We start from the raw sequence: 21,895 nt of genomic DNA, 5'->3' as shown, positions 1-21,895 counted from the left end.
GCACATAAGATGTCCCGTCGTCACCGCGCAGAAAAACGCGAAATCAACCCGGATCCGAAATTCGGGGATACCGTCGTCACGAAGTTCATGAACTCCATCATGTACGACGGTAAGAAGTCGACTGCCGAGCGCATCGTTTACGGTGCTTTCGACGTCGTCGAAAACAAGACCCGCGAGAACCCGATCGAAGTGTTCCACGCTGCTCTTGAGAATGTCATGCCGCAAGTGGAAGTTCGTTCCCGCCGTGTTGGTGGTGCGACCTACCAGGTTCCGGTTGAGGTTCGTACCGATCGCCGTCAGGCGCTGGCAATTCGCTGGCTGATCACTGCGGCTCGCAATCGTAACGAAACCACGATGGTTGATCGTCTTTCCGGCGAGCTGCTCGACGCGGCTAACAACCGTGGTACCGCAGTCAAGAAGCGCGAAGACACGCACCGGATGGCAGATGCCAACCGCGCATTCTCGCACTATCGCTGGTAATCTGTGACTTCGAAGGGCTGACGCTATGGCGCGCACGCATAAAATCGAGGACTACCGCAACTTCGGCATCATGGCTCACATCGATGCTGGCAAGACCACCACGACCGAGCGGATCCTCTTCTACACTGGTAAGAGCCACAAGATCGGCGAAGTTCATGACGGCGCAGCCACCATGGACTGGATGGAGCAGGAGCAGGAGCGTGGCATCACGATCACCTCTGCTGCAACCACCGCTTTCTGGAAAGAAAAGCGCCTGAACATCATCGACACCCCGGGTCACGTTGACTTCACCATTGAAGTTGAACGTTCCCTGCGCGTGCTCGACGGTGCCGTCGCCCTTCTGGACGCAAACGCTGGCGTTGAGCCGCAGACTGAAACTGTTTGGCGTCAGGCCGACAAGTATCACGTCCCGCGGATGATCTTCGTCAACAAGATGGACAAGCTGGGCGCCGATTTCGATCGTTGCGTCAAGATGATCAAGGAACGCCTCGGCGCTACTCCGCTGGTCATGCAGCTTCCGGTTGGCGCAGAAAACGACTTCGCTGGCTGTATCGACCTTCTGGAAATGAAGGCTCTGATCTGGCAGTCGGAAAACCTCGGCGCTGCCTGGGACGTTGTCGACATCCCGGCTGATCTCGCAGACCGCGCTCAGGAAGCTCGCGATGCTCTGATCGAGACCGTTGTCGAAGTCGATGAAGCTGTCATGGAAGCTTATCTGGAAGGCGAAGAGCCCTCCATCGAGACGATCAAGAAGCTTGTCCGCAAGGGTACGATCAGCACCGAATTCGTTCCGGTGTTCTGTGGTTCCGCGTTCAAGAACAAGGGCGTTCAGCCGCTTCTCGATGCTGTTGTCGATTACCTGCCGAGCCCGGTTGAAGTGCCGGACATCAAGGGTATCGATCCGAAGACCGAAGCTGAAATCATCCGCAAGTCTTCAGACGAAGAGCCTCTTGGTCTGCTGGCGTTCAAGATCGCCAACGACCCGTTTGTCGGCTCCCTGACGTTCTGCCGCATCTATTCCGGCGTTCTGAACAAGGGCGTGTCCCTGCTGAATACCGTGAAAGACAAGCGTGAGCGCGTCGGCCGTATGATGCAGATGCACTCCAACTCCCGCGAAGACATCGATGTGGCCTATGCAGGCGATATCGTTGCCATCGCAGGCCTGAAGGACACCACGACCGGCGACACCCTGTGTGATCCGCTGAAGCCGGTGATCCTGGAGCGCATGGAATTCCCGGAACCGGTCATCGAGATCGCTGTCGAGCCGAAGACCAAGGGCGACCAGGAAAAGATGGGCCTCGCGCTCAATCGCCTGGCAGCTGAGGATCCGTCCTTCCGCGTCAAAACCGACGAAGAATCCGGTCAGACCATCATCGCCGGCATGGGCGAGCTGCACCTGGACATCATCGTCGACCGCATGAAGCGCGAGTTCAAGGTCGAAGCCAACATCGGTGCGCCGCAGGTGGCTTACCGCGAAACCATCACCAAGGTTTCTGAAGTGGATTACACCCACAAGAAGCAGTCTGGTGGTTCCGGTCAGTTCGCTCGTATCAAGCTGATCATCGAGCCGGCCGAGCCGAACGAAGGCTACGTCTTCGAAAGCAAGATCGTCGGCGGTTCCATTCCGAAGGAATACATCCCGGGTGTTACCAAAGGTATCGAAAGCGTCATGTCCTCCGGTCCGCTGGCAGGCTTCCCGATGCTCGATATCAAGGCAACCCTGATCGATGGTGCCTACCACGACGTTGACTCTTCGGTTCTTGCCTTCGAAATCGCCGGCCGTGCCGGTTTCCGCGAAGGTATTGCCAAGGCCGGCCCGAAACTGCTCGAGCCGATCATGAAGGTCGAGGTTGTCACACCGGAAGACTACATGGGTGACGTGATTGGTGACCTGAATTCCCGCCGCGGCCAGATCGCGGGTACGGAGAACCGGGGCGTCGTTACTGTCATCACCGCAATGGTCCCGCTGGCCAACATGTTTGGTTACGTGAACAACCTGCGTTCCATGTCACAGGGCCGCGCACAGTACTCGATGGTGTTCGATCACTACGAGCAGGTGCCGCAGGCTGTCGCCGAAGAGGTTCAGGCGAAATACGCCTGAGCCCATCCTCTTAACGTCAAGAAGAACTAGAGAAACGGAGTAATCCGATGGCGAAAGAAAAATTTGAGCGCAACAAGCCGCACGTTAACATTGGCACGATTGGCCACGTTGACCACGGCAAGACGACGCTGACCGCAGCAATCACCATGACGCTGGCTGAAACCGGCGGTGCGACTGCAAAAGCTTACGACGAAATCGACGGCGCGCCTGAAGAAAAGGCTCGCGGCATCACCATCTCCACGGCCCACGTTGAGTATGAGACGGAAAACCGTCACTACGCTCACGTCGACTGCCCTGGTCACGCCGACTACGTCAAGAACATGATCACCGGTGCAGCGCAGATGGACGGCGCGATCCTGGTGTGTTCTGCCGCTGACGGCCCGATGCCGCAGACCCGCGAACACATCCTCCTGGCTCGCCAGGTTGGTGTTCCGGCTCTGGTCGTGTTCATGAACAAGGTTGACCAGGTCGACGACGAAGAGCTTCTCGAGCTCGTCGAAATGGAAATCCGCGAACTGCTGTCTTCCTACGAATTCCCGGGCGACGACATTCCGATCGTCAAGGGTTCTGCGCTGGCAGCCGTTGAAAACCGCGATCCGGCCATCGGCCGCGATGCGATCCGCGAGCTGATGGCTCAGGTCGACGCCTACATCCCGACCCCGGAGCGTCCGAAGGATCTTCCGTTCCTGATGCCGATCGAAGACGTCTTCTCGATCTCCGGCCGTGGTACGGTTGTGACCGGTCGTGTTGAGCGCGGCATCGTCAAGGTTGGCGAAGAAGTCGAAATCGTCGGCATCAAGGACACGCAGAAGACCACGGTCACCGGCGTTGAAATGTTCCGCAAGCTGCTGGACAGCGGCGAAGCAGGCGACAACATCGGCGCTCTGATCCGCGGTATCGCACGTGAAGACGTTGAGCGTGGCCAGGTTCTTTGCAAGCCGGGTACTGTTACCCCGCACACGAAGTTCAAGGCCGAGGCTTACATCCTCACGAAAGAAGAAGGTGGTCGTCACACCCCGTTCTTCACCAACTACCGCCCGCAGTTCTACTTCCGTACGACGGACGTGACCGGTGTGGTGTCCCTGCCGGAAGGTACGGAAATGGTGATGCCGGGCGACAACGTCTCCGTCGAGGTTGAGCTGATCGTGCCGATCGCCATGGAAGAAGGCCTCCGCTTCGCTATCCGCGAAGGTGGCCGTACCGTCGGCGCCGGCGTCGTCGCATCCATCATCGAATAATCGACAGCCGGGCCTGCCGGTGATCTTGAAATGAAGCGCGGGCAGGCCCGCAGTCTTATTGGGAACAACAACAATGAACGGTCAGAATATCCGGATCCGCCTGAAGGCGTTTGACCACCGTATTCTCGACGCCTCCACCAAGGAGATCGTCAATACGGCCAAGCGGACCGGTGCTCAGGTACGGGGTCCCGTGCCGCTGCCGACGCGGATTGAGAAGTACACGGTGCTTCGCGGACCGCATATCGATAAGAAAAGCCGCGATCAGTTCGAGATGCGCACGCATAAGCGTCTTCTCGATATCGTTGATCCGACACCGCAGACGGTGGACGCGCTCATGAAGCTCGACCTCGCCGCTGGTGTCGACGTCGAGATCAAGCTCTAAGCCGGGTCGAAGGGGACACATCCATGCGTTCTGGAGTGATCGCTCAGAAAGTGGGCATGACCCGCATCTATAACGATGCAGGCGAGCATGTTCCGGTCACCGTTCTGCGGCTGGAAAATTGCCAGGTGGTAGCCCACCGGACTGACGAAAAAAATGGTTACACTGCACTGCAGCTCGGTGCGGGTACCCGTAAAGTAAAGAATACGCCGAAGGCACTGCGCGGCCACTTTGCTGTTGCAAAGGTCGAGCCGAAGCGGACCGTGGCCGAATTCCGCGTTTCCGCGGAAAACCTGATCGACGTTGGCGCGGAATTGACCGCTGACCACTACGTCGAAGGCCAGTTTGTCGACGTGACCGGCACTTCTATCGGTAAGGGTTTTGCCGGTGCCATGAAGCGTCACAACTTCGGTGGTGGCCGTGCTTCGCACGGTAACTCAGTCTCGCACCGTTCGCACGGTTCTACCGGTCAGTGTCAGGACCCGGGCCGCGTGTTCAAGGGCAAGAAGATGGCCGGTCACATGGGCGATGCCCGCGTGACCACGCAGAACCTGAAGGTTGTGCGCACTGATGTTGAGCGTGGCCTGATCATGGTCGAGGGCTCTGTTCCGGGCGCCAAGGGCGGCTGGATCCTGGTCCGCGACGCGATCAAAAAGGCGCTGCCGGAAAACGTTCCGGTTCCGGGTGCTTTCAAAGCAACCGAAGCGACTGCGGCCGCCGGGAAGGAGAGTGAGTGATGGAACTCCAGGTCAAGACCCTCGAAGGCGGGGCGGCCGGTTCGATCACGGTGTCTGACGAGATCTTCGGTCTCGAGCCGCGCACCGATTTGATCCACCGTGTGGTGCGTTGGCAGCTCGCCAAGCGCCAGGCAGGTACCCACAAGGCACTGGGCCGTTCGGAAGTTTCCGGCACGACGAAGAAATTCGTTCGCCAGAAAGGTTCCGGCGGTGCACGTCACGGCAACAAGAAGGCCCCGCAGTTCCGCGGTGGTGGTAAGGCATTCGGCCCGATCGTTCGCGATCACAGCCATGACCTGCCGAAGAAGGTTCGCGCCCTCGGCCTGAAGCATGCTCTGTCGGCGAAAGCCATGACAGACAGCATCGTTGTGGTCGAAGACGCAAAGGCAGCCGAAGCGAAGACCAAGGCACTCAAGGCACAGCTTTCCAAGCTTGGCCTGACCAGCGCCCTGATCATTGACGGTGCTGAAGTCGACGCAAACTTCGCTCTGGCGTCCCGCAACATTCCGCATCTGGATGTGCTGCCGGTTCAGGGTATCAACGTTTACGACATCCTGCGCGCCAACACCCTGGTGTTGACGAAGGCTGCGGTGTCCGCACTTGAGGAGCGCTTGAAATGAGCAAACTTCCTCACTACGACAAAATCGTTGGCCCGGTGATCACCGAAAAGTCGACGATGGCTTCCGAAGAGAACAAGGTTGTCTTCAAAGTTGCCAATGACGCAACGAAGCCGGAAATCAAGGCCGCAGTCGAAGCTCTGTTCGGTGTGAAGGTCACGGCAGTGAACACCCTGGTCCGCAAGGGCAAGGTCAAGCGCTTCCGCGGTCGCATCGGCCGGCAGTCCGACTACAAAAAGGCCGTCGTAACGCTGCAGGAAGGTCACGCAATCGACGTGACCACCGGGCTCTAAGACGGGGACTTAAGAAAAATGGCACTTAAGACATTCAACCCGACGTCCCCAGGCCGCCGTCAGCTGGTTCAAGTTGATCGCTCTGGTCTGTGGAAAGGCAAGCCGGTCAAGACCCTGACCGAAGGCCTGTCCAAGTCCGGTGGCCGCAACAACGCTGGCCGCCTGACGTCTCCGAACCGCGGTGGCGGTCACAAGCGGTCTTACCGTCTTGTCGACTTCAAGCGCCGCAAATGGGACGTTCCGGCTACGGTCGAGCGCCTTGAATACGATCCGAACCGGACCGCATTCATTGCTCTCATCCGTTACGAAGACGGTGAACTGAGCTACATCCTGGCGCCGCAGCGCCTGGCTGCTGGCGACACCGTCGTCGCCGGTGAATCCGTCGACGTGAAACCGGGCAATGCCGCGCCTCTGGCTCGCATTCCGGTTGGCACGATCGTGCACAATGTCGAGCTGAAGCCGGGCAAAGGCGCCCAGATCGCTCGTTCGGCAGGCGCGTTCGTTCAGATCGTCGGCCGCGACCAGGGCTACACCACGCTGCGCCTGATGTCTGGCGAGCAGCGCCGTGTGCTCGGAACCTGCATGGCTTCCATTGGCGCCGTGTCCAACCCGGACCACGCCAACGTTAACCTGGGTAAAGCAGGCCGTTCCCGCTGGCTTGGCATTCGTCCGCATACTCGCGGTGTTGCCATGAACCCGATCGACCACCCGCACGGTGGTGGTGAAGGCAGGACCTCCGGCGGTCGTCATCCGGTTACCCCTTGGGGTAAACCGACCAAAGGTAAGCGTACGCGGCGCAATAAGCAGACTGATAAGTTTATCGTCCGCAGCCGTCACGCGAAGAAGTAAAGGGCAAGGATCGTGGCACGTTCGATCTGGAAAGGTCCGTTTGTCGACGGGTATCTGCTGAAGAAAGCGGACAAGGTCCGTGAGTCCGGCCGGAGCGAGGTCATCAAGACCTGGAGCCGCCGCTCTACCATCCTGCCGCAGTTCGTCGGTTTGACCTTCGGCGTCTACAACGGTCAAAAGCACGTTCCGGTGCTGGTGTCTGAAGAAATGATCGGTCACAAGTTTGGCGAGTTCTCGCCGAGCCGGACCTATTATGGACACGGCGCCGACAAGAAGGCGAAGAGGAAGTAACGATGGGCAAGCCGAAGCGTGAGCGGACGCTCGCTGACAACGAGGCCCGGGCAATGACCCGCATGCTGCGCGTTTCCCCGCGCAAGCTGAACCTCGTTGCGGCTTCGATCCGTGGTAAAAAAGTTGGTTCCGCGATTGCGGATCTGACATTCTCCCGCAAGCGCATTGCGCAGGACGTCAAGAAAACCTTGATGTCCGCGATTGCCAACGCGGAAAACAACCATGATCTGGACATCGACAACCTGGTGGTTGCTGAAGCACATGTCGGCAAGGCATTTGTGATCAAGCGGTTCCAGGCCCGTGCACGCGGCCGTGTTGGCCGGATCGAGAAGCCGTTCTCGAACCTGACCATCGTCGTGCGCGAAGTTGAGGAGACTGCCTGATGGGACATAAGACAAACCCGATCGGCATGCGCCTCGGGATCAACCGCACCTGGGATAGCCGCTGGTACGCGAACAAGAACGAATACGGCGATCTTCTGCACGAAGATTTCCGCATCCGTGAACTCCTGCTGAAAGAACTGAAGCAGGCTGCAGTATCCAAGGTTGTCATCGAACGCCCGCACAAGAAGTGCCGCGTGTCCATTCATTCGGGTCGTCCGGGTGTGGTCATTGGTAAAAAGGGCGCCGATATCGAACGTCTTCGCAAGAAGATCGCCGACATCACCAATTCCGAAGTGCACCTCAACATTGTTGAAGTGCGCAAGCCGGAAATCGACGCGACCCTGGTCGCCCAGTCGATTGCCCAGCAGCTGGAACGCCGTGTTGCATTCCGTCGCGCCATGAAACGGGCTGTTCAGTCCGCCATGCGTCTCGGTGCCCAGGGCATTCGTATCAACTGCGGTGGCCGTCTCGGCGGTGCGGAAATTGCGCGTATCGAATGGTACCGCGAAGGCCGCGTGCCGCTTCACACTCTGCGTGCAGACATCGACTACGGTGTTGCAAGCGCTCACACGGCTTACGGCGTGTGCGGTGTGAAGGTCTGGATCTTCAAGGGTGAAATTCTGGAACACGATCCGATGGCGTCTGAACGCCGTGCGACCGCTGCTTCCGAAGGCAACCAGGGTGATCGCGGCGGACGCCGGGATCGGGGCCGCGAGCGCGCAGCTTAATTCAAGCTGCCTGCCGCTCGTAACTTAAGAAAGACGAGAGAAGAACGATGCTGCAACCGAAGCGCACAAAGTTCCGCAAGCAGCACAAGGGCCGCATCCACGGCTTGTCGAAGGGGGGCACTGACCTCAACTTCGGCGCATTCGGTCTGAAGGCTATGGAGCCGGAGCGTGTTACGGCACGTCAGATCGAAGCGGCCCGCCGTGCTATGACCCGCCACATGAAGCGTGCGGGTCGTGTTTGGATCCGCATCTTCCCGGACGTCCCGGTTTCCTCGAAACCTGCTGAAGTCCGCATGGGTAAAGGTAAGGGTTCTCCGGATTACTGGGCTTGCCGTGTCAAGCCGGGCCGGATCATGTTCGAAATCGATGGTGTGCCGGAAGACATTGCGCGTGAAGCTATGCGTCTTGCTGCAGCCAAGCTGCCGATCAAGTGCCGTTTCGTTCAGCGTATCGGCGAGTAAGGCAGGCGAGGAGTTAGAGCCATGAAGGCTACCGATGTACGGGCTAAGACCCTCGACGAGCTCCGCAGTGAGCTTGAAGGCCTGAAGAAAGAGCAGTTCAACCTGCGCTTCCAGCGGGCTACGGGTCAGCTTGAAAACACTGCGCGTGTCCGGCAGATCCGCCGCGACATCGCACGTATCCAGACGATCATGCGCGAGAAGCGCGTGTCGGCGAACGCGTAAGGAGACGGCCATGCCGAAGCGTATCCTGCAGGGCACCGTTGTCAGCGACGCCAATGACAAGACGGTGACGGTGAATGTGGAGCGCCGCTTCACTCACCCGCTGCTGAAGAAGACTGTGCGCCGGACCAAGAAGTACCGCGCACACGATGAAAACAACCAGTACAAGGTTGGCGACATTGTTCAGATCGAAGAATGCGCGCCGATCTCGAAAAACAAACGTTGGACCGTGGTCGCTCAGTGACCGCGCTCCATTCAGTGAGCATCAGGCGCCCGTGACCCGAGCGCCATCAGAAGAACAAGGCAGCCAGTCATGATTCAGATGCAAACAAACCTCGACGTCGCCGATAATTCCGGCGCTCGTCGTGTCATGTGCATCAAAGTGCTCGGCGGCTCCAAGCGTAAATATGCCCAGGTTGGCGACATCATCGTCGTCTCCGTCAAAGAGGCAATTCCGCGGGGCCGCGTTAAGAAGGGCGACGTGATGAAGGCTGTCGTCGTGCGCACGGCAAAGGATATCCGCCGTCCCGATGGCAGCGTGATCCGGTTCGACCGCAATGCGGCCGTGCTGGTCAACAACAACAAGGAGCCGATCGGCACCCGTATCTTCGGACCGGTACCGCGCGAACTCCGTGCAAAGAACCATATGAAAATCATTTCGCTCGCGCCGGAGGTGCTCTGATGGCTGCGAAAATTAAAAAAGGCGACACGGTGGTTGTGCTGACCGGCCGTGACAAGGGTAAGTCCGGCGAAGTCATCCAGATGCTGCCGGCTGACAACAAGGCCCTGGTCCGCGGCATCAACATGGTTCGCCGCCACCAGAAGCAGACCCAGACGCAGGAAGCAGGCATCGTGGCCAAGGAAGCCCCGATTCACCTTTCCAACGTCGCACTGGCCGATCCGAAGGACGGCAAGGCGACTCGCGTCGGCTTCAAAGTGCAGGACGATGGCACCAAGGTCCGTGTGGCCAAGCGTTCGGGAGACCTGATCGATGGCTGAGACCACTAACGTGCCGCGTCTGAAGACGCACTATGACGAAGTCGTGCGCAAGCAGCTTTTGGAAAAGTTCCAGTACAAGAACGTCATGCAGGTTCCGCAGCTGGAAAAAATCGTTCTCAACGTCGGTGTCGGCGAAGCGGTGAGCGATTCCAAGAAAGCGCGCATTGCTGCTGACGATCTGGCACTGATTGCCGGTCAGAAGCCGGTCATCACCAAAGCGAAAAAATCCATCGCGACCTTCAAGGTCCGCGAGGGCATGCCGCTTGGCGCAAAGGTTACCCTGCGCCGCCAGCAGATGTTCGAATTCCTGGACCGCATGATCACCATCGCGCTGCCGCGCGTTCGTGACTTCCGCGGCCTGAACCCGAAGAGCTTCGACGGTCGCGGCAACTACGCCATGGGCATCAAAGAACACATCGTGTTCCCGGAAATCGAGTACGACAAGGTCGACCAGATCTGGGGCATGGACGTGATCATCTGCACCACGGCGCCGAATGACGACGAAGCACGCGAGCTTCTGCGCGCGTTCAACTTCCCGTTCACGAAGTAACGGGCAAGGAAGGGATCGACGATGGCGAAGAAAAGCGCAATCGAGAAAAACAAGCGCCGCGAGAAGCTTGTCAAGAAATACGCTGAGAAGCGCGCTGCCCTGAAGGCACTGGCTAAAGATGAAAGCCTGTCCCTGGAAGAGCGGTACAACGCACGCCTGAAGCTGGCGAAACTGCCGCGGAACTCCGCGCCGAACCGCGTTCGCAACCGTTGCGAAGTGTCCGGCCGTCCGCGCGGTTTTTACCGCAAGCTGAAGATGTCGCGTATTGCGCTTCGTGAACTGGGTTCCCTGGGCAAGATCCCGGGCCTGGTCAAGTCGAGCTGGTAAGGAGAAACTCCGATGGCAATTTCTGATCCGTTGGGGGATATGCTGACCCGCATTCGCAACGCGCAGATGCGTCGCAAGAACAAGGTCAGTTCACCAAATTCCAAATTGCGTGCACATGTACTTGATGTGCTCGCAAAAGAGGGGTACATCCGTGGCTACACCACGGTTGAATACGAGGGCGGTAAGTCCGAGTTGGAAATCGAACTGAAGTATTTCGACGGTGAACCGGTTATCCGCACGATTGAACGTGTGTCCAAGCCGGGCCGCCGCGTTTACTCGTCGGTGAAAAATATCCCGCATGTCTCTAATGGCCTGGGCGTGTCGATCATTTCGACTCCGCGTGGCGTCATGAGCGACCATCAGGCGCGGGACGAAAACGTAGGTGGTGAGGTTCTGTGCCGCGTCTTCTGATGCGGCATCCTCACTTTTAAAACAACGACAAGGTTGGTCATATGTCTCGTATTGGCAAAAAGCCAGTCCCCGTGCCAAGCGGGGTAACGGCATCGATCGACGGTCAGACGGTTACGATCAAGGGCCCGAAAGGCGAAAAATCTTTCGTGCTCAATGATCTTGTTCTGGCCGAAATGACGGATGATGGGATCAAAATCGATCCGTGCAACAGCACCAAGCCGGCTCGCTCCATGTGGGGCATGAGCCGCACCATGGTCGCGAACCTGATCACCGGTGTGACCGAGGGCTTCAAGAAAGACCTCGCTATCACCGGTGTCGGTTACCGCGCTCAGGTCCAGGGTAAGAACCTTCAGCTGGCGCTCGGTTTCTCTCATGACGTCGTCTATCCGATTCCGGATGGTATCGATATTGTGTGCCCGAAGCCGACGGAAATCAGCATCACCGGTACCGACAAACAGCGCGTCGGTCAGGTTGCCGCTGAAATTCGTGAATTCCGCCCGCCGGAGCCCTACAAGGGCAAAGGCGTTCGTTATGCAGGCGAGTTCATCGTCCGCAAAGAAGGCAAGAAGAAGTAACGGACCCAGATCATGGCGAACAGCAAACAAGCTTTCGAGCGCCGCCGCGATCGCGTGCGCCGTTCGATTCAGAAAGCCGCGAACGGTCGTCCGCGCCTTTCTGTCTTCCGCTCGTCGAAGCAGATCTACGCCCAGATCATCGACGATGCGAAGGGACATACGATTGTCTCTGCTTCAACGATCGAAAAAGATCTCAAGGGCAGCCTGAAAACGGGCGCCGACGTCGCTGCAGCCGCAGCCGTTGGCAAGCTTGTCGCCGAGCGTGCTGCGGCCGCTGGCGTAAAGCAGGTCGTGTTCGACCGTGGCGGGTACCAGTATCATGGGCGCGTAAAAGCGCTTGCTGATGCAGCCCGTGAAGGTGGACTTGAATTCTGACCAGCGCCCGTTGGCGCTCTTAAGAACGGAAGACGTATAATATGGCGAGACAAGAAAATCGCGATCGCGACGAGCGAGACAGCGAATTCGTCGACAAGCTCGTTCACATCAACCGCGTTGCTAAAGTGGTCAAGGGTGGCCGTCGTTTCGGCTTCGCAGCACTTGTAGTGGTTGGTGACCAGAAGGGCCGCGTCGGCTTCGGTCATGGCAAGGCACGTGAAGTGCCGGAAGCCATCCGTAAGGCAACTGAAGCAGCAAAACGCACGATGATCCGCGTGCCGCTTCGCGAAGGCCGGACCCTCCACCACGATGTGGAAGGCCGTCACGGCGCTGGTAAGGTTCTGCTTCGCGCAGCTCCGGCCGGTACCGGTATCATCGCAGGCGGTCCGATGCGTGCCGTTTTCGAAACGCTCGGCGTCCAGGACGTTGTGGCCAAGTCTCTGGGGACTTCCAACCCCTACAACATGGTTCGTGCAACTTTTGCTGCGCTGACCAAGGAAGACAGCCCGCGTTCCGTCGCTGCCCGCCGTGGCCTCAAGGTCTCTGTGCTGCAGTCCCGCCGTCGTGACAACAACGATGAGGCGGCTTCGGCTGCCGCTGAGGCTTGACCTTAGCGGCTCCGGTCCCCAGCTGAGAGAGGGTACGTTCCATGGCGAACACCGAAAAGACTGTCACGGTCGAACAGATCGGCAGCCCGCTGCGCCGTCCTAAGGACCAGCGCGCGACGCTCGTCGGTCTCGGCCTGAACAAGATGCACCGCCGTTCCACACTGAAGGACACTCCTGAAGTGCGCGGCATGATCAATAAGGTCCAGCATCTCGTTCGCGTCGTCGAAGACAACGCGTAAACGGGGTGAGGAGATACGAACATGAAGCTCAATGAACTTCGTGACAACGAAGGTGCCGTAAAAGACCGCATGCGTGTGGCTCGCGGCATCGGGTCCGGCAAGGGCAAGACCGGTGGCCGTGGTGTCAAAGGTCAGAAATCCCGTTCCGGCGTTGCCATCAAAGGCTTTGAAGGCGGTCAGATGCCGCTTCACCGCCGTCTGCCGAAGCGCGGCTTCACGAACATTTTTGCCAAGGACTACAATACTGTGTCCATCGGCCGTGTTCAGAAGGCGATTGATGCAGGCAAGCTGAATGCGTCCGAGACGGTCACCGTCGAAGCGCTGAAGGCAGCAGGCGTTGTCAAACGGGTCCGTGACGGTGTGCGCATCGTCGCCAACGGTGAACTCACCGCTGCAGTGACCTTTGAAGTTGCCGGTGCCTCCAAGGGCGCTGTTGCAGCGATTGAAAAAGCAGGCGGCAAGGTTGCCGTCCAGGGAGCTCAGGCTTAACAGCCTGGGCTTCACCCATTTCCTGGGCAAGCATTCCGGAGTAGGGCATGGCATCGGCCGCCGAGCAACTGGCGTCAAATCTCAATTTCTCAGCTTTCGCCAAGGCTGAAGAACTCAAAAAGCGCATCTGGTTCACACTGGGGGCGCTTTTGGTTTATCGACTGGGCACTTACATTCCCTTGCCCGGCATCAATCCGGACGCCTTTGCGCAGGCCTTTAACCAGGCCCAGTCCGGCATCATCGGCATGTTCAACATGTTTGCCGGCGGTGCTGTCGAGCGCATGGCGATCTTCGCTCTCGGCATCATGCCGTATATTTCCGCCTCCATTATCATGCAGCTCATGACGACCGTCGTGCCGTCACTCGAGCAGCTCAAGAAGGAAGGCGAGCAGGGCCGCAAAGTCATCAACCAGTACACGCGCTACGGCACTGTTATCCTGGCTGCTTTCCAGGCTTACGGTATTGCAGTCGGTCTGGAGGGAGCCGCCAATGTGGTTGCCGATCCGGGCTGGTTCTTCCGCGCATCAACTGTTCTGACGCTGGTTGGCGGTACCATGTTCCTGATGTGGCTCGGTGAGCAGATCACATCGCGCGGTATCGGTAACGGTATTTCGCTGATCATCTTTGCCGGAATTGTCGCCGGTCTGCCGGTCGCGCTGGTCAACGTGCTTGAACTCGGCCGCCAGGGTTCGATGTCGACCGTTCTGATTCTCGGTATCCTGATTCTGGCTGTCGTTGTGATCGCACTGATCGTGTTCATGGAACGGGCTCAGCGCAGGCTGCTGATTCAGTATCCGAAGCGCCAGATGGGCAACCGCATGTTCGAAGGCAACACCTCGTTCTTGCCGCTCAAGCTCAACACTGCCGGTGTGATTCCGCCGATCTTCGCGTCCTCCCTGCTGCTGGTTCCTGCCACCATCGGCGGCTTCAGCCAGGGTTCGGGGAACGAATGGCTGACGTATATCACTGCGGCGCTTGGTCACGGCCAGCCGCTGTTCATGGTGTTCTACGCAGCGATGATCGTGTTCTTCTGCTTCTTCTACACCGCGATCGTGTTCAACCCGAGCGATACGGCTGACAACCTGAAGAAACATGGCGGGTTCATCCCGGGTATTCGTCCCGGCGAGCGCACCGCGCAGTATATCGACTACGTTCTGACGCGCATTACGGTGGTCGGTGCCATCTACATCACCGTCGTTTGTCTATTACCCGAATTCCTTATTTCGGCGACTGGCGTTCCGTTCTATTTCGGTGGCACCTCTTTGTTGATTGTCGTAAGCGTGACGATGGATACCGTGTCACAGATCCAGGGGCACTTGCTTGCGCATCAATATGAGGGTCTGGTGAAAAAAGCGAAATTGAGTGGGAGGCGTCGATGAGGCTTATTCTGGTTGGACCGCCAGGAGCGGGGAAGGGGACACAAGCCGCACATCTCGTTGCAAAATACGAGATACCGCAACTCTCCACCGGAGACATGTTGCGGGCTGCAGTGGCCGCCAAGACCCCGGTAGGCCTCAAAGCCAAGGAAGTGATGGACGCTGGCGGACTTGTCTCTGACGAGATCGTCGTCGGTATTATTCGCGACCGTATCGCCGAAGAAGATGCCAAGAACGGTTTCATTCTCGACGGTTTTCCGCGCACGCTGGCGCAGGCCGAAGCGCTTGATGAGATGCTGGAAGCAAACAGCCTCAAACTGAACGCTGTGCTGGAACTGCGTGTCGACCAGTCCAAATTGGTCGACCGGATCATCAAACGTGCCGCGGATGCACAGGCTGCCGGCCAGCCGGTGCGCAAGGACGATGACCCGGAAGTCTTCAAGCAACGTCTTGAAGCCTATAACCGCGATACCGCAGTTGTTGTGCCGTATTACGAGAAGACAGGTCTTCTTTCCGTGATCGACGGCATGCAGTCCATTGATGAAGTAACGGCTTCAATAGATTCCGTACTTCAAGGACTTGACGAAAAGGTTTAGAGCCGTTAAACGACCCGCTCTACCTTACAGTTAAGCCGGTTCCATGTAAGTGGGGCCGGCATTCTCTGTGCCGGGGCTACCCCGGCATTTTCGTACCCGCAAGGGCCGGACTCCACCGGACGCGGGCATTATAACCTGCGGCAAGACCATGGTCTCGTCGCGTAATCATGGAGACGAACGTGGCACGTATTGCTGGCGTTAACATCCCGACGAACAAGCGCGTAGTCATTGCGCTTCAGTATATTCACGGCATTGGCGCGAAATTCGCCCAGGAAATCATCGAGAAGAACAACATCGATGCTGCCCGCCGTGTGAACGAGCTTTCTGACGCAGAAGTCCTGTCCATCCGCGAAACCATCGACCGGGATTACCTCGTTGAAGGTGACCTGCGTCGTGAGACCGCAATGAACATCAAGCGTCTGATGGACCTTGGCTGCTACCGCGGCCTGCGTCACCGTCGCGGCCTGCCGGTTCGCGGTCAGCGGACGCACACGAACGCACGTACCCGCAAGGGTCCGGCTAAACCGATCGCAGGTAAGAAGAAATAATTACCCTGCCTGGATTGGTGGTGGAGCTGCCGGCATTACGGCAGTGACGAGATCAAAACAAGGATAAGAGAATGGCTAAAGACACGACGCGCGTGCGTCGCCGCGAACGCAAGAACATCTCTTCTGGCGTTGCGCATGTGAACTCCACGTTCAATAACACCATGATCACGATCACCGACGCACAGGGCAACGCGATCTCCTGGTCGTCCGCTGGTGCTCTCGGTTTCAAAGGTTCCCGTAAGTCCACTCCGTATGCTGCCCAGGTTGCTGCGGAAGACGCTGCGAAAAAAGCTGCCGAGCACGGCATGCGCACCCTCGAAGTGGAAGTGCGCGGTCCGGGTTCCGGTCGTGAATCTGCTTTGCGCGCCCTGCAGGCTGCCGGTTTCCTGATCACGTCCATCCGTGACGTGACGCCGATTCCGCACAACGGCTGCCGTCCGCGCAAGCGTCGCCGCGTCTAAGGCTTCCCAGCTTTAGGTACTTGTTTCTCCAAATGGCAAAGAATGGCCTGGCGTTGATCCGCCGGGCGGGATAGCCGAAGGGACGAAAACGTGACCATTCAAAAAAACTGGCAAGAACTGATCAAGCCGACCAAACTCGAGATCAAGCCGGGTGAAGATCCGCGCTTCTTGGCAACTGTCGTTGCCGAGCCGCTCGAGCGTGGCTACGGTCTGACCCTTGGCAACGCGCTGCGCCGTATCCTGCTGTCTTCTCTGCAGGGTGCCGCCGTGACCGCCGTTCAGATCGATGGCGTTCTGCATGAGTTCTCGTCGATCCCGGGTGTCCGGGAAGATGTCACCGACATCGTGCTGAATATCAAGGAAATCGCCATCCGTATGGAAGGCGAAGGCCCCAAGCGCATGGTTGTGCGTAAGCAGGGACCTGGTGTTGTCACCGCCGGCGACATCCAGACTGTTGGCGATGTCGAGGTTCTCAATCCGGAACTGGTGCTCTGCACGCTGGATGAAGGCGCTGAAATCCGCATGGAATTCACCGTCAACACCGGCAAGGGCTATCATTCTTCGGATCGGAATCGTCCGGAAGATGCGCCGATTGGCCTGATCCCGGTCGACAGCCTCTACTCTCCGGTCAAGAAGGTCTCCTACAAGGTGGAAAACACCCGTGAAGGCCAGGTTCTTGACTATGACAAGCTGACCCTGACTGTCGAAACCGATGGTTCCGTCAAGCCGGAAGACGCCGTGGCATTCGCTGCACGCATTCTGCAGGATCAGCTCTCCATCTTCGTCAACTTCGAAGAGCCGCAGCGTGAAGTCGCCGAGGACAGTGTCCCGGAACTGGCTTTCAACCCTGCGCTTCTGAAGAAGGTCGACGAGCTGGAACTGTCTGTGCGGTCTGCAAACTGCCTGAAGAACGACAATATCGTGTATATTGGCGATCTCATTCAGAAGACCGAAGCGGAAATGCTGCGGACTCCGAATTTCGGCCGCAAGTCGCTGAACGAAATCAAGGAAGTTCTCGCCCAGATGGGTCTCCATCTCGGCATGGAAGTCGCCAACTGGCCGCCTGAGAACATCGATGATCTCGCCAAGCGCTACGAAGACCATCAGTACTAAGGGCGCACGCGTCCTGTGAGGATCAACCGGGCAAGAGTTCAACCAGAAGAACTGACTGCCTGAAAGAAAAAGGAGAGGGCCATGCGCCACGGTAAATCCGGCCGCAAGCTCAACCGGACCTCTAGCCACCGTAAGGCTATGTTCGCGAACATGGCAGCGTCGCTGATCAAGCACGAACAGATCGTGACGACCCTGCCGAAGGCTAAAGAAATGAAGCCGATCATCGACAAGCTCATCACCCTGGGCAAGCGCGGTGACCTGCATGCACGCCGCCAGGCCATTTCGCAGATTCGCGATGCGGCAATGGTTGCCAAGCTGTTCGAAACGCTCGGCGAGCGTTACAAGGACCGCAGCGGCGGCTATTCCCGCGTTCTGAAAGCCGGTTTCCGCTATGGCGACAACGCTCCGATGGCTGTCATCGAGCTGGTCGACCGTGACCCGGAAGCACGCGGTGCTGAAGACCGCGCTCGCGTGGAAGCTGAAGAAGCGGCTGAAAACGCAGCGTAAAAAGTTGCCTGTTCGGCAAATCACGAAGGCGGGCAGAAATGCCCGCCTTTTTTGTTGGTCAAACGATTGTCAAAATTGACGATTTCATTTCGAATAATGAGATCGCGATTATCAATGATTTAAGGAAAACTGCCTAGGCTCCCCCCATGACTCCTGGACTAGTGGGAGTGGCTGGGGAGAACTACTGTGACAGCGAACACGAATTCCGTTTCTAAGAAAAGGTCGCCTTCTCTTAGACTTTCTTTTGTTATTCCGGCTCTGATGATCGTGATTACAGTAGCAGCTTGTGCTGCTGTGGGCGTTATTGGTTACATGACCGGTCGTGATGGATTGCAGCAAGCGGCGGAAGCCGAACTCGGCATGGTCATTACAGCACGCAATGCGCTCCTGCAGTCCCGTTTGCACGCCGCTGAATCCCAGATCGTCAATTTGGCCTCCAGCGTCTCCGATCCGTTGAGCAATCTTGGCAATGCGACGATGAACCTTGCCAAGGAAAAGGAAGAAATTCTCGCGCTGTTCCAGGCGCCGCAGACACCTGAAGAGCGTGCCTCGGTGACAGGCAAGGAACAGAAGACGATGTACGCCTGGCGCCACACTGAAGCGCACCCGGCCTTCTACAATGTCTGGAAGAACGGCGGCTTTGCCGATCTCTATCTGATCGATAACGCCGGTCTCGTTCTTTATTCCGTGACCAAGGGCGACGAGTTCCTGTCCAAGATCGGCGAAGGCAGTGTTGCTGAAGGCACCGGGCTTGAGACTGTTTTCAACGCCGCCAAGAACCTGGGTGAAGGCGAGATCGCGGCCAGTGTGTTTGCACCCTATGCGCCAGCGGGCGGAGATGGCTCCCTGTTCCTGGCTTCGCCTGTTTTCATGAATTCCTTCGGGACCATCAGCCTGAGCGGTATTGCCGTCATGCGGATCGATTCCGATTTCCTGAGCGAAGTCGTGGCGAACCGGGACGATCTGGGTGAAACCGGCCAGGTCTATGTGATCAACCAGGACGGCGTCGTGCTGAGCGACATGCGCTTGCCGGTGCGCCCACGGCACTGAGCACACAGTTTCGACTGGGCCGGCGATTGAAGCTGCGGCCGGCACGGAAGCCGCCGGCATCGTGCAGGGTGCTGACGGAGTTGACGATCTGGTCGTTGCCGTCCGCTTGCTTTCCAGGGGCAGAACTGGGCGATCGTTGCGGAAAAGAGCGTGGAAGAAACGCTGTCTGCCGTCACCCGCATGCGGGACCAGATGTTCCTCTGGTCGCTGGCAACGATTGCCGTTGCTGCCGTCATCGCGCTGTTCTTCTCCCAGTCGATCACCCGTCCGCTGACCACGCTCGTTGGAGCACTCAACGAGATTGCTTCGGGGAACCTCGGTGCGGAGATCAAGGCTGCGAACCGCAAGGACGAAATCGGCGACATCGGCCGGGCCGTACTGCAGATCCGTCAGAATGCGGCTGAGGAGAACGAACGCCGTGCTGCAGAGGAAGCCGACGATGCGCGGCGTCAGGCCGAACAGCGTCAGGAGATGCTGGCAAGCCTTGCCGGTGACTTCGAAGCGACCGTGGGCACTGTTGTCGACAAGGTTGCGCACACGGCTGCAAGCCTGCGTGAATCCGCCAACAAGATGCGGAACATGACCGATATTGCCGGCGAGACTTCCGCCAATGCGGCAACCATGTCCGAGGAAACCCTGGCGGAAGTGGAATCGATTGCAGCCGCCTCCGATCAGTTGTCCAGCTCGATCCAGGAAATCTCGACCCTGATCGAGCGATCCTCCAGCGTTGCCGCCGAAGCGACCAAGCGCGCGGAAACGACCAACGACACTGTCCGCTCCCTTGCGGAGGCTGCCAACCGGATTGGCGAAGTCGTAACACTGATTTCCGACATTGCCGACCAGACCAACCTTCTGGCGCTCAATGCCACGATCGAAGCCGCACGTGCGGGTGAGGCGGGCAAGGGCTTTGCGGTGGTTGCCTCCGAGGTCAAGGACCTTGCGTCCCAGACCGGCAAGGCGACCGGTGAAATCCAGCAGCAAATCGATGCCATCCGTGGCGCGACCGACGATGCGGTCGATGCTATCGGTGACATTCAGAAAACGATCGACGAGATCACCAAATCGGTGAGCGAAGTCGCCGCTGCTGTCACCGAGCAGAGCTACGCGACGCAGGGCATCGCGGAAAACACCCAGCGGGCGGCCGGTGGAACCTCCAAGGTGACCGAGGACATCCGCAATGTTTCCTCGCTGTCCAACGACACCAACATGGCTGCACAGACCTTCTCCGAAGAAGCTGCGGACATGGCGTCGAAGGCAGAAGAACTCGATCACGAGGTGCGCAGCTTCCTCGCGCAGGTCCGTTCGGCTTAAAGCAAGCTTTACCGACTGAAAAAGGGGCCGCCGGAAATCCGGCGGCCCTTTTGTATTTGCCTCTTTTCCTCCCTATCTGCCATGTATCGCGATGGGTATCAGAAGATTCGAAAAAGAGGCTCCCGCCATGCGCCTGGTTCTGACCAGCATTACGCGTCCCGTAGTCCTTGCCGCTCTGGCCGGCCTGATTGGTATGTCTGCCGCGCTTGCCCAGTCCGTGCAGCCGTCTCCGGCCGATCTGCGTCTGGTTCCGCAAAGCGATGCGCAGATCAAACTGTCCTTTGCACCCATCGTGAAAAAGGTCGCGCCGGCGGTGGTCAACGTTTACGCCAGCCGGAAGGTGGTGCAGCGACGGCAGGTGTCGCCTTTCATGGACGATCCGTTCTTCCGCAGGTTCTTCGGTCAGCCAGGCGGCAACGACAGGCCGCGCCAGCGGGTGGAATCCTCCCTCGGATCCGGTGTCATCATTTCTTCTGACGGCACGGTCATCACCAACCACCATGTGATCAAGGATGCGGATGACGTTCGTGTTGCCTTGAACGACAGGCGCGAATTCGACGCCGACATCGTCCTCATGGATGAGCGGACAGACCTGGCGGTTCTGAAGATCCGCGGGGACGGTCCTTTCGAGAGCATCGACTTTGCGGATTCCGACAGTCTGGAAGTGGGCGACATCGTGCTTGCCATCGGCAACCCGTTCGGTGTCGGCCAGACGGTGACTCAGGGCATCGTCTCCGCCACGGCCCGAACCCAGGTCGGTGTCACGGACTTTCAGTTCTTCATCCAGACCGATGCGGCGATCAACCCGGGCAACTCCGGCGGAGCGCTCGTCGACATGACCGGCAAGCTGGTTGGCATCAACTCGGCCATCTATTCACGCTCCGGCGGGTCCAACGGCATCGGCTTTGCCATCCCGGCCCATATGGCGCGCTTTGTTGCTCAGGCCGCTGACCATGGCGGCAAGGTTCAGCGGCCCTGGCTGGGCGCGACCGTGCAGTTGGTGAATGCCGAAATCGCCGAAGCACTGTCTCTCAAGCGGCCACAAGGTGTGCTGGTGACAGCCGTTTTCGAAGGCTCACCCGCCTATGAGGCAGGGCTTCGCGTCAGCGATCTGGTGATTGCTGTCGACGGAAAGGAAGTGACTGATCCCAATTCCTTCGGCTATCGGTTCGCGACAAAGATGATCGGGGAAGAGACCGACTTCGTGGTCCTTCGGAGTGGCGAGGAAAAACATCTGACAGTCGCCCTGAAACCCGCGCCGGAAACCGTTCCGCGGGACACGCGTGAACTTGTCGAATATTCGCCTTTCGAAGGGGCGACGGTGATGAACCTTTCGCCGGCCGTTTCGGAAGAACTCGGCCTTGAAGGCCTTTTCGACGGTGTTGCGATCGCCGACGTGAAACGCGGCAGCACGGCGGACCGTGTGGGGCTTCGTCCAGGCGACATCATCCGCGGTATCAACCAGAAGGCAATCGAGAGCACACAGATGCTGGAGGACGTCACCCGGAAGCCGCCGCGTTTGTGGCAGATCGATATCGAGCGGGACGGCAAGGTCTCGCAGATCATTCTGCGCGGTTAGGTGTC

Annotated in this window: 33 protein-coding genes; all 33 read left to right on the top strand. The window is 58.4% G+C overall.

The window, feature by feature from the left end:
- Positions 1–9 precede the first annotated feature (9 nt).
- The 33 genes from rpsG to SIAM614_RS17065 all read left to right on the top strand — a co-directional run bounded on the left by rpsG (position 10) and on the right by SIAM614_RS17065 (position 21,890).
- Positions 10–480, top strand: a complete 471-nt coding sequence (rpsG, locus tag SIAM614_RS17225; protein ID WP_006936458.1) for a 30S ribosomal protein S7 — start codon at positions 10–12, stop codon at positions 478–480.
- A gap of 25 nt (positions 481–505) precedes the next feature.
- Positions 506–2,581: an elongation factor G gene (gene fusA / locus SIAM614_RS17220; RefSeq protein ID WP_006936457.1), complete on the top strand. Its 2,076-nt coding sequence runs from the start codon at positions 506–508 to the stop codon at positions 2,579–2,581.
- Between the two features lie 47 nt (positions 2,582–2,628).
- A complete protein-coding gene (gene tuf, locus SIAM614_RS17215) occupies positions 2,629–3,819 on the top strand; it encodes an elongation factor Tu (protein ID WP_006936456.1) in 1,191 nt (396 codons plus the stop codon).
- Positions 3,820–3,892: 73 nt separating this feature from the next.
- A complete protein-coding gene (gene rpsJ, locus SIAM614_RS17210) occupies positions 3,893–4,201 on the top strand; it encodes a 30S ribosomal protein S10 (protein ID WP_006936455.1) in 309 nt (102 codons plus the stop codon).
- Between the two features lie 23 nt (positions 4,202–4,224).
- Positions 4,225–4,935, top strand: a complete 711-nt coding sequence (gene rplC, locus SIAM614_RS17205) for a 50S ribosomal protein L3 (protein WP_040440492.1) — start codon at positions 4,225–4,227, stop codon at positions 4,933–4,935.
- Positions 4,935–5,555 (top strand): 50S ribosomal protein L4, encoded by a 621-nt coding sequence (rplD, locus tag SIAM614_RS17200; RefSeq protein ID WP_006936453.1) that lies wholly within the window; start codon positions 4,935–4,937, stop codon positions 5,553–5,555. The genes rplC and rplD overlap by 1 nt, the downstream gene beginning before the upstream one ends.
- Positions 5,552–5,845 (top strand): 50S ribosomal protein L23, encoded by a 294-nt coding sequence (locus SIAM614_RS17195; RefSeq protein WP_006936452.1) that lies wholly within the window; start codon positions 5,552–5,554, stop codon positions 5,843–5,845. Before rplD ends, SIAM614_RS17195 begins: the two co-directional genes overlap by 4 nt.
- An 18-nt stretch (positions 5,846–5,863) precedes the next feature.
- Positions 5,864–6,694 carry a 50S ribosomal protein L2 gene (gene rplB, locus SIAM614_RS17190; protein ID WP_006936451.1) on the top strand — a complete coding sequence of 277 codons (831 nt, stop codon included), beginning with the start codon at positions 5,864–5,866 and terminating at the stop codon, positions 6,692–6,694.
- 12 nt (positions 6,695–6,706) lie between these two features.
- On the top strand, positions 6,707–6,985 hold the full coding sequence (gene rpsS, locus SIAM614_RS17185; protein WP_006936450.1) for a 30S ribosomal protein S19: 279 nt from the start codon (positions 6,707–6,709) through the stop codon (positions 6,983–6,985).
- Positions 6,986–6,987: 2 nt separating this feature from the next.
- Entirely contained in the window at positions 6,988–7,368 is a 381-nt protein-coding gene (rplV, locus tag SIAM614_RS17180) for a 50S ribosomal protein L22 (protein WP_006936449.1), read from the top strand.
- Positions 7,368–8,096, top strand: a complete 729-nt coding sequence (rpsC, locus tag SIAM614_RS17175) for a 30S ribosomal protein S3 (RefSeq protein WP_006936448.1) — start codon at positions 7,368–7,370, stop codon at positions 8,094–8,096. The genes rplV and rpsC overlap by 1 nt, the downstream gene beginning before the upstream one ends.
- A 47-nt stretch (positions 8,097–8,143) precedes the next feature.
- Complete coding sequence (rplP, locus tag SIAM614_RS17170; RefSeq protein WP_006936446.1) at positions 8,144–8,557, top strand: 50S ribosomal protein L16; 414 nt, start codon at positions 8,144–8,146, stop codon at positions 8,555–8,557.
- A 21-nt stretch (positions 8,558–8,578) separates the two neighbouring features.
- Complete coding sequence (rpmC, locus tag SIAM614_RS17165; protein ID WP_006936445.1) at positions 8,579–8,779, top strand: 50S ribosomal protein L29; 201 nt, start codon at positions 8,579–8,581, stop codon at positions 8,777–8,779.
- Positions 8,780–8,789: 10 nt separating this feature from the next.
- A complete protein-coding gene (gene rpsQ, locus SIAM614_RS17160) occupies positions 8,790–9,020 on the top strand; it encodes a 30S ribosomal protein S17 (protein WP_006936444.1) in 231 nt (76 codons plus the stop codon).
- 69 nt (positions 9,021–9,089) lie between these two features.
- Positions 9,090–9,458 carry a 50S ribosomal protein L14 gene (gene rplN, locus SIAM614_RS17155; protein ID WP_006936443.1) on the top strand — a complete coding sequence of 123 codons (369 nt, stop codon included), beginning with the start codon at positions 9,090–9,092 and terminating at the stop codon, positions 9,456–9,458.
- Positions 9,458–9,775 (top strand): 50S ribosomal protein L24, encoded by a 318-nt coding sequence (gene rplX, locus SIAM614_RS17150; protein WP_006936441.1) that lies wholly within the window; start codon positions 9,458–9,460, stop codon positions 9,773–9,775. Before rplN ends, rplX begins: the two co-directional genes overlap by 1 nt.
- The gene (gene rplE, locus SIAM614_RS17145; protein ID WP_006936440.1) at positions 9,768–10,325 is read left to right on the top strand and encodes a 50S ribosomal protein L5; all 558 of its coding nucleotides are present in this window, start codon (positions 9,768–9,770) and stop codon (positions 10,323–10,325) included. The genes rplX and rplE overlap by 8 nt, the downstream gene beginning before the upstream one ends.
- Positions 10,326–10,346: 21 nt before the next feature.
- The gene (gene rpsN / locus SIAM614_RS17140; RefSeq protein WP_006936439.1) at positions 10,347–10,652 is read left to right on the top strand and encodes a 30S ribosomal protein S14; all 306 of its coding nucleotides are present in this window, start codon (positions 10,347–10,349) and stop codon (positions 10,650–10,652) included.
- Between the two features lie 12 nt (positions 10,653–10,664).
- A complete protein-coding gene (gene rpsH / locus SIAM614_RS17135) occupies positions 10,665–11,063 on the top strand; it encodes a 30S ribosomal protein S8 (RefSeq protein ID WP_006936438.1) in 399 nt (132 codons plus the stop codon).
- 41 nt (positions 11,064–11,104) lie between these two features.
- Entirely contained in the window at positions 11,105–11,638 is a 534-nt protein-coding gene (rplF, locus tag SIAM614_RS17130; protein WP_006936437.1) for a 50S ribosomal protein L6, read from the top strand.
- Positions 11,639–11,650: 12 nt separating this feature from the next.
- On the top strand, positions 11,651–12,013 hold the full coding sequence (gene rplR / locus SIAM614_RS17125) for a 50S ribosomal protein L18 (RefSeq protein ID WP_006936435.1): 363 nt from the start codon (positions 11,651–11,653) through the stop codon (positions 12,011–12,013).
- A 41-nt stretch (positions 12,014–12,054) separates the two neighbouring features.
- On the top strand, positions 12,055–12,621 hold the full coding sequence (gene rpsE, locus SIAM614_RS17120) for a 30S ribosomal protein S5 (RefSeq protein WP_006936434.1): 567 nt from the start codon (positions 12,055–12,057) through the stop codon (positions 12,619–12,621).
- A 41-nt stretch (positions 12,622–12,662) separates the two neighbouring features.
- On the top strand, positions 12,663–12,860 hold the full coding sequence (rpmD, locus tag SIAM614_RS17115; protein ID WP_006936433.1) for a 50S ribosomal protein L30: 198 nt from the start codon (positions 12,663–12,665) through the stop codon (positions 12,858–12,860).
- A 21-nt stretch (positions 12,861–12,881) separates the two neighbouring features.
- Positions 12,882–13,349, top strand: a complete 468-nt coding sequence (rplO, locus tag SIAM614_RS17110; RefSeq protein ID WP_006936432.1) for a 50S ribosomal protein L15 — start codon at positions 12,882–12,884, stop codon at positions 13,347–13,349.
- A 47-nt stretch (positions 13,350–13,396) separates the two neighbouring features.
- A complete protein-coding gene (secY, locus tag SIAM614_RS17105) occupies positions 13,397–14,728 on the top strand; it encodes a preprotein translocase subunit SecY (protein WP_006936431.1) in 1,332 nt (443 codons plus the stop codon).
- A complete protein-coding gene (locus SIAM614_RS17100; RefSeq protein ID WP_040440491.1) occupies positions 14,725–15,321 on the top strand; it encodes an adenylate kinase in 597 nt (198 codons plus the stop codon). Before secY ends, SIAM614_RS17100 begins: the two co-directional genes overlap by 4 nt.
- Before the next feature lie 179 nt (positions 15,322–15,500).
- Entirely contained in the window at positions 15,501–15,869 is a 369-nt protein-coding gene (gene rpsM / locus SIAM614_RS17095; protein ID WP_031268319.1) for a 30S ribosomal protein S13, read from the top strand.
- A gap of 71 nt (positions 15,870–15,940) precedes the next feature.
- The gene (gene rpsK / locus SIAM614_RS17090) at positions 15,941–16,330 is read left to right on the top strand and encodes a 30S ribosomal protein S11 (protein ID WP_006936427.1); all 390 of its coding nucleotides are present in this window, start codon (positions 15,941–15,943) and stop codon (positions 16,328–16,330) included.
- Between the two features lie 90 nt (positions 16,331–16,420).
- Positions 16,421–17,443 (top strand): DNA-directed RNA polymerase subunit alpha, encoded by a 1,023-nt coding sequence (locus SIAM614_RS17085; RefSeq protein ID WP_006936426.1) that lies wholly within the window; start codon positions 16,421–16,423, stop codon positions 17,441–17,443.
- Positions 17,444–17,524: 81 nt separating this feature from the next.
- Entirely contained in the window at positions 17,525–17,950 is a 426-nt protein-coding gene (rplQ, locus tag SIAM614_RS17080) for a 50S ribosomal protein L17 (RefSeq protein ID WP_055654713.1), read from the top strand.
- A gap of 312 nt (positions 17,951–18,262) precedes the next feature.
- Positions 18,263–19,000 carry a cache domain-containing protein gene (locus SIAM614_RS32765; RefSeq protein ID WP_006936424.1) on the top strand — a complete coding sequence of 246 codons (738 nt, stop codon included), beginning with the start codon at positions 18,263–18,265 and terminating at the stop codon, positions 18,998–19,000.
- Positions 19,001–19,150: 150 nt separating this feature from the next.
- Complete coding sequence (locus tag SIAM614_RS32760; RefSeq protein ID WP_006936423.1) at positions 19,151–20,311, top strand: methyl-accepting chemotaxis protein; 1,161 nt, start codon at positions 19,151–19,153, stop codon at positions 20,309–20,311.
- Positions 20,312–20,438: 127 nt separating this feature from the next.
- Positions 20,439–21,890 (top strand): DegQ family serine endoprotease, encoded by a 1,452-nt coding sequence (locus tag SIAM614_RS17065; RefSeq protein ID WP_040440490.1) that lies wholly within the window; start codon positions 20,439–20,441, stop codon positions 21,888–21,890.
- Positions 21,891–21,895 lie beyond the last annotated feature (5 nt).

It is taken from the genome of Roseibium aggregatum IAM 12614, from assembly GCF_000168975.1.
In the GTDB taxonomy this organism is placed as follows: Bacteria; Pseudomonadota; Alphaproteobacteria; order Rhizobiales; family Stappiaceae; genus Roseibium; species Roseibium aggregatum.
The sequence above is the reverse complement of the archived record's forward strand: the minus strand, read 5'-3'. Positions and strand labels throughout refer to the sequence as shown.

What these genes read in the sequence shown, in the direction of transcription:
- rplF (WP_006936437.1), top strand. Translation starts at nt 11,105, where the DNA reads ATGTCTCGTATTGGCAAAAAGCCAGTCCCCGTGCCAAGCGGGGTAACG.
- rplD (WP_006936453.1), top strand. Translation starts at nt 4,935, where the DNA reads ATGGAACTCCAGGTCAAGACCCTCGAAGGCGGGGCGGCCGGTTCGATC.
- rplP (WP_006936446.1), top strand. Translation starts at nt 8,144, where the DNA reads ATGCTGCAACCGAAGCGCACAAAGTTCCGCAAGCAGCACAAGGGCCGC.
- rplC (WP_040440492.1), top strand. Translation starts at nt 4,225, where the DNA reads ATGCGTTCTGGAGTGATCGCTCAGAAAGTGGGCATGACCCGCATCTAT.
- rpsE (WP_006936434.1), top strand. Translation starts at nt 12,055, where the DNA reads ATGGCGAGACAAGAAAATCGCGATCGCGACGAGCGAGACAGCGAATTC.
- SIAM614_RS17100 (WP_040440491.1), top strand. Translation starts at nt 14,725, where the DNA reads ATGAGGCTTATTCTGGTTGGACCGCCAGGAGCGGGGAAGGGGACACAA.
- rpsN (WP_006936439.1), top strand. Translation starts at nt 10,347, where the DNA reads ATGGCGAAGAAAAGCGCAATCGAGAAAAACAAGCGCCGCGAGAAGCTT.
- rplR (WP_006936435.1), top strand. Translation starts at nt 11,651, where the DNA reads ATGGCGAACAGCAAACAAGCTTTCGAGCGCCGCCGCGATCGCGTGCGC.
- rpsH (WP_006936438.1), top strand. Translation starts at nt 10,665, where the DNA reads ATGGCAATTTCTGATCCGTTGGGGGATATGCTGACCCGCATTCGCAAC.
- rplQ (WP_055654713.1), top strand. Translation starts at nt 17,525, where the DNA reads ATGCGCCACGGTAAATCCGGCCGCAAGCTCAACCGGACCTCTAGCCAC.
- SIAM614_RS17195 (WP_006936452.1), top strand. Translation starts at nt 5,552, where the DNA reads ATGAGCAAACTTCCTCACTACGACAAAATCGTTGGCCCGGTGATCACC.
- rpsK (WP_006936427.1), top strand. Translation starts at nt 15,941, where the DNA reads ATGGCTAAAGACACGACGCGCGTGCGTCGCCGCGAACGCAAGAACATC.
- rpmC (WP_006936445.1), top strand. Translation starts at nt 8,579, where the DNA reads ATGAAGGCTACCGATGTACGGGCTAAGACCCTCGACGAGCTCCGCAGT.
- fusA (WP_006936457.1), top strand. Translation starts at nt 506, where the DNA reads ATGGCGCGCACGCATAAAATCGAGGACTACCGCAACTTCGGCATCATG.
- tuf (WP_006936456.1), top strand. Translation starts at nt 2,629, where the DNA reads ATGGCGAAAGAAAAATTTGAGCGCAACAAGCCGCACGTTAACATTGGC.
- rplE (WP_006936440.1), top strand. Translation starts at nt 9,768, where the DNA reads ATGGCTGAGACCACTAACGTGCCGCGTCTGAAGACGCACTATGACGAA.
- rpsC (WP_006936448.1), top strand. Translation starts at nt 7,368, where the DNA reads ATGGGACATAAGACAAACCCGATCGGCATGCGCCTCGGGATCAACCGC.
- rplO (WP_006936432.1), top strand. Translation starts at nt 12,882, where the DNA reads ATGAAGCTCAATGAACTTCGTGACAACGAAGGTGCCGTAAAAGACCGC.
- rplV (WP_006936449.1), top strand. Translation starts at nt 6,988, where the DNA reads ATGGGCAAGCCGAAGCGTGAGCGGACGCTCGCTGACAACGAGGCCCGG.
- rplB (WP_006936451.1), top strand. Translation starts at nt 5,864, where the DNA reads ATGGCACTTAAGACATTCAACCCGACGTCCCCAGGCCGCCGTCAGCTG.
- rplN (WP_006936443.1), top strand. Translation starts at nt 9,090, where the DNA reads ATGATTCAGATGCAAACAAACCTCGACGTCGCCGATAATTCCGGCGCT.
- rpsG (WP_006936458.1), top strand. Translation starts at nt 10, where the DNA reads ATGTCCCGTCGTCACCGCGCAGAAAAACGCGAAATCAACCCGGATCCG.
- rpsJ (WP_006936455.1), top strand. Translation starts at nt 3,893, where the DNA reads ATGAACGGTCAGAATATCCGGATCCGCCTGAAGGCGTTTGACCACCGT.
- rpsQ (WP_006936444.1), top strand. Translation starts at nt 8,790, where the DNA reads ATGCCGAAGCGTATCCTGCAGGGCACCGTTGTCAGCGACGCCAATGAC.
- SIAM614_RS32765 (WP_006936424.1), top strand. Translation starts at nt 18,263, where the DNA reads ATGACCGGTCGTGATGGATTGCAGCAAGCGGCGGAAGCCGAACTCGGC.
- rplX (WP_006936441.1), top strand. Translation starts at nt 9,458, where the DNA reads ATGGCTGCGAAAATTAAAAAAGGCGACACGGTGGTTGTGCTGACCGGC.
- secY (WP_006936431.1), top strand. Translation starts at nt 13,397, where the DNA reads ATGGCATCGGCCGCCGAGCAACTGGCGTCAAATCTCAATTTCTCAGCT.
- SIAM614_RS17065 (WP_040440490.1), top strand. Translation starts at nt 20,439, where the DNA reads ATGCGCCTGGTTCTGACCAGCATTACGCGTCCCGTAGTCCTTGCCGCT.
- rpmD (WP_006936433.1), top strand. Translation starts at nt 12,663, where the DNA reads ATGGCGAACACCGAAAAGACTGTCACGGTCGAACAGATCGGCAGCCCG.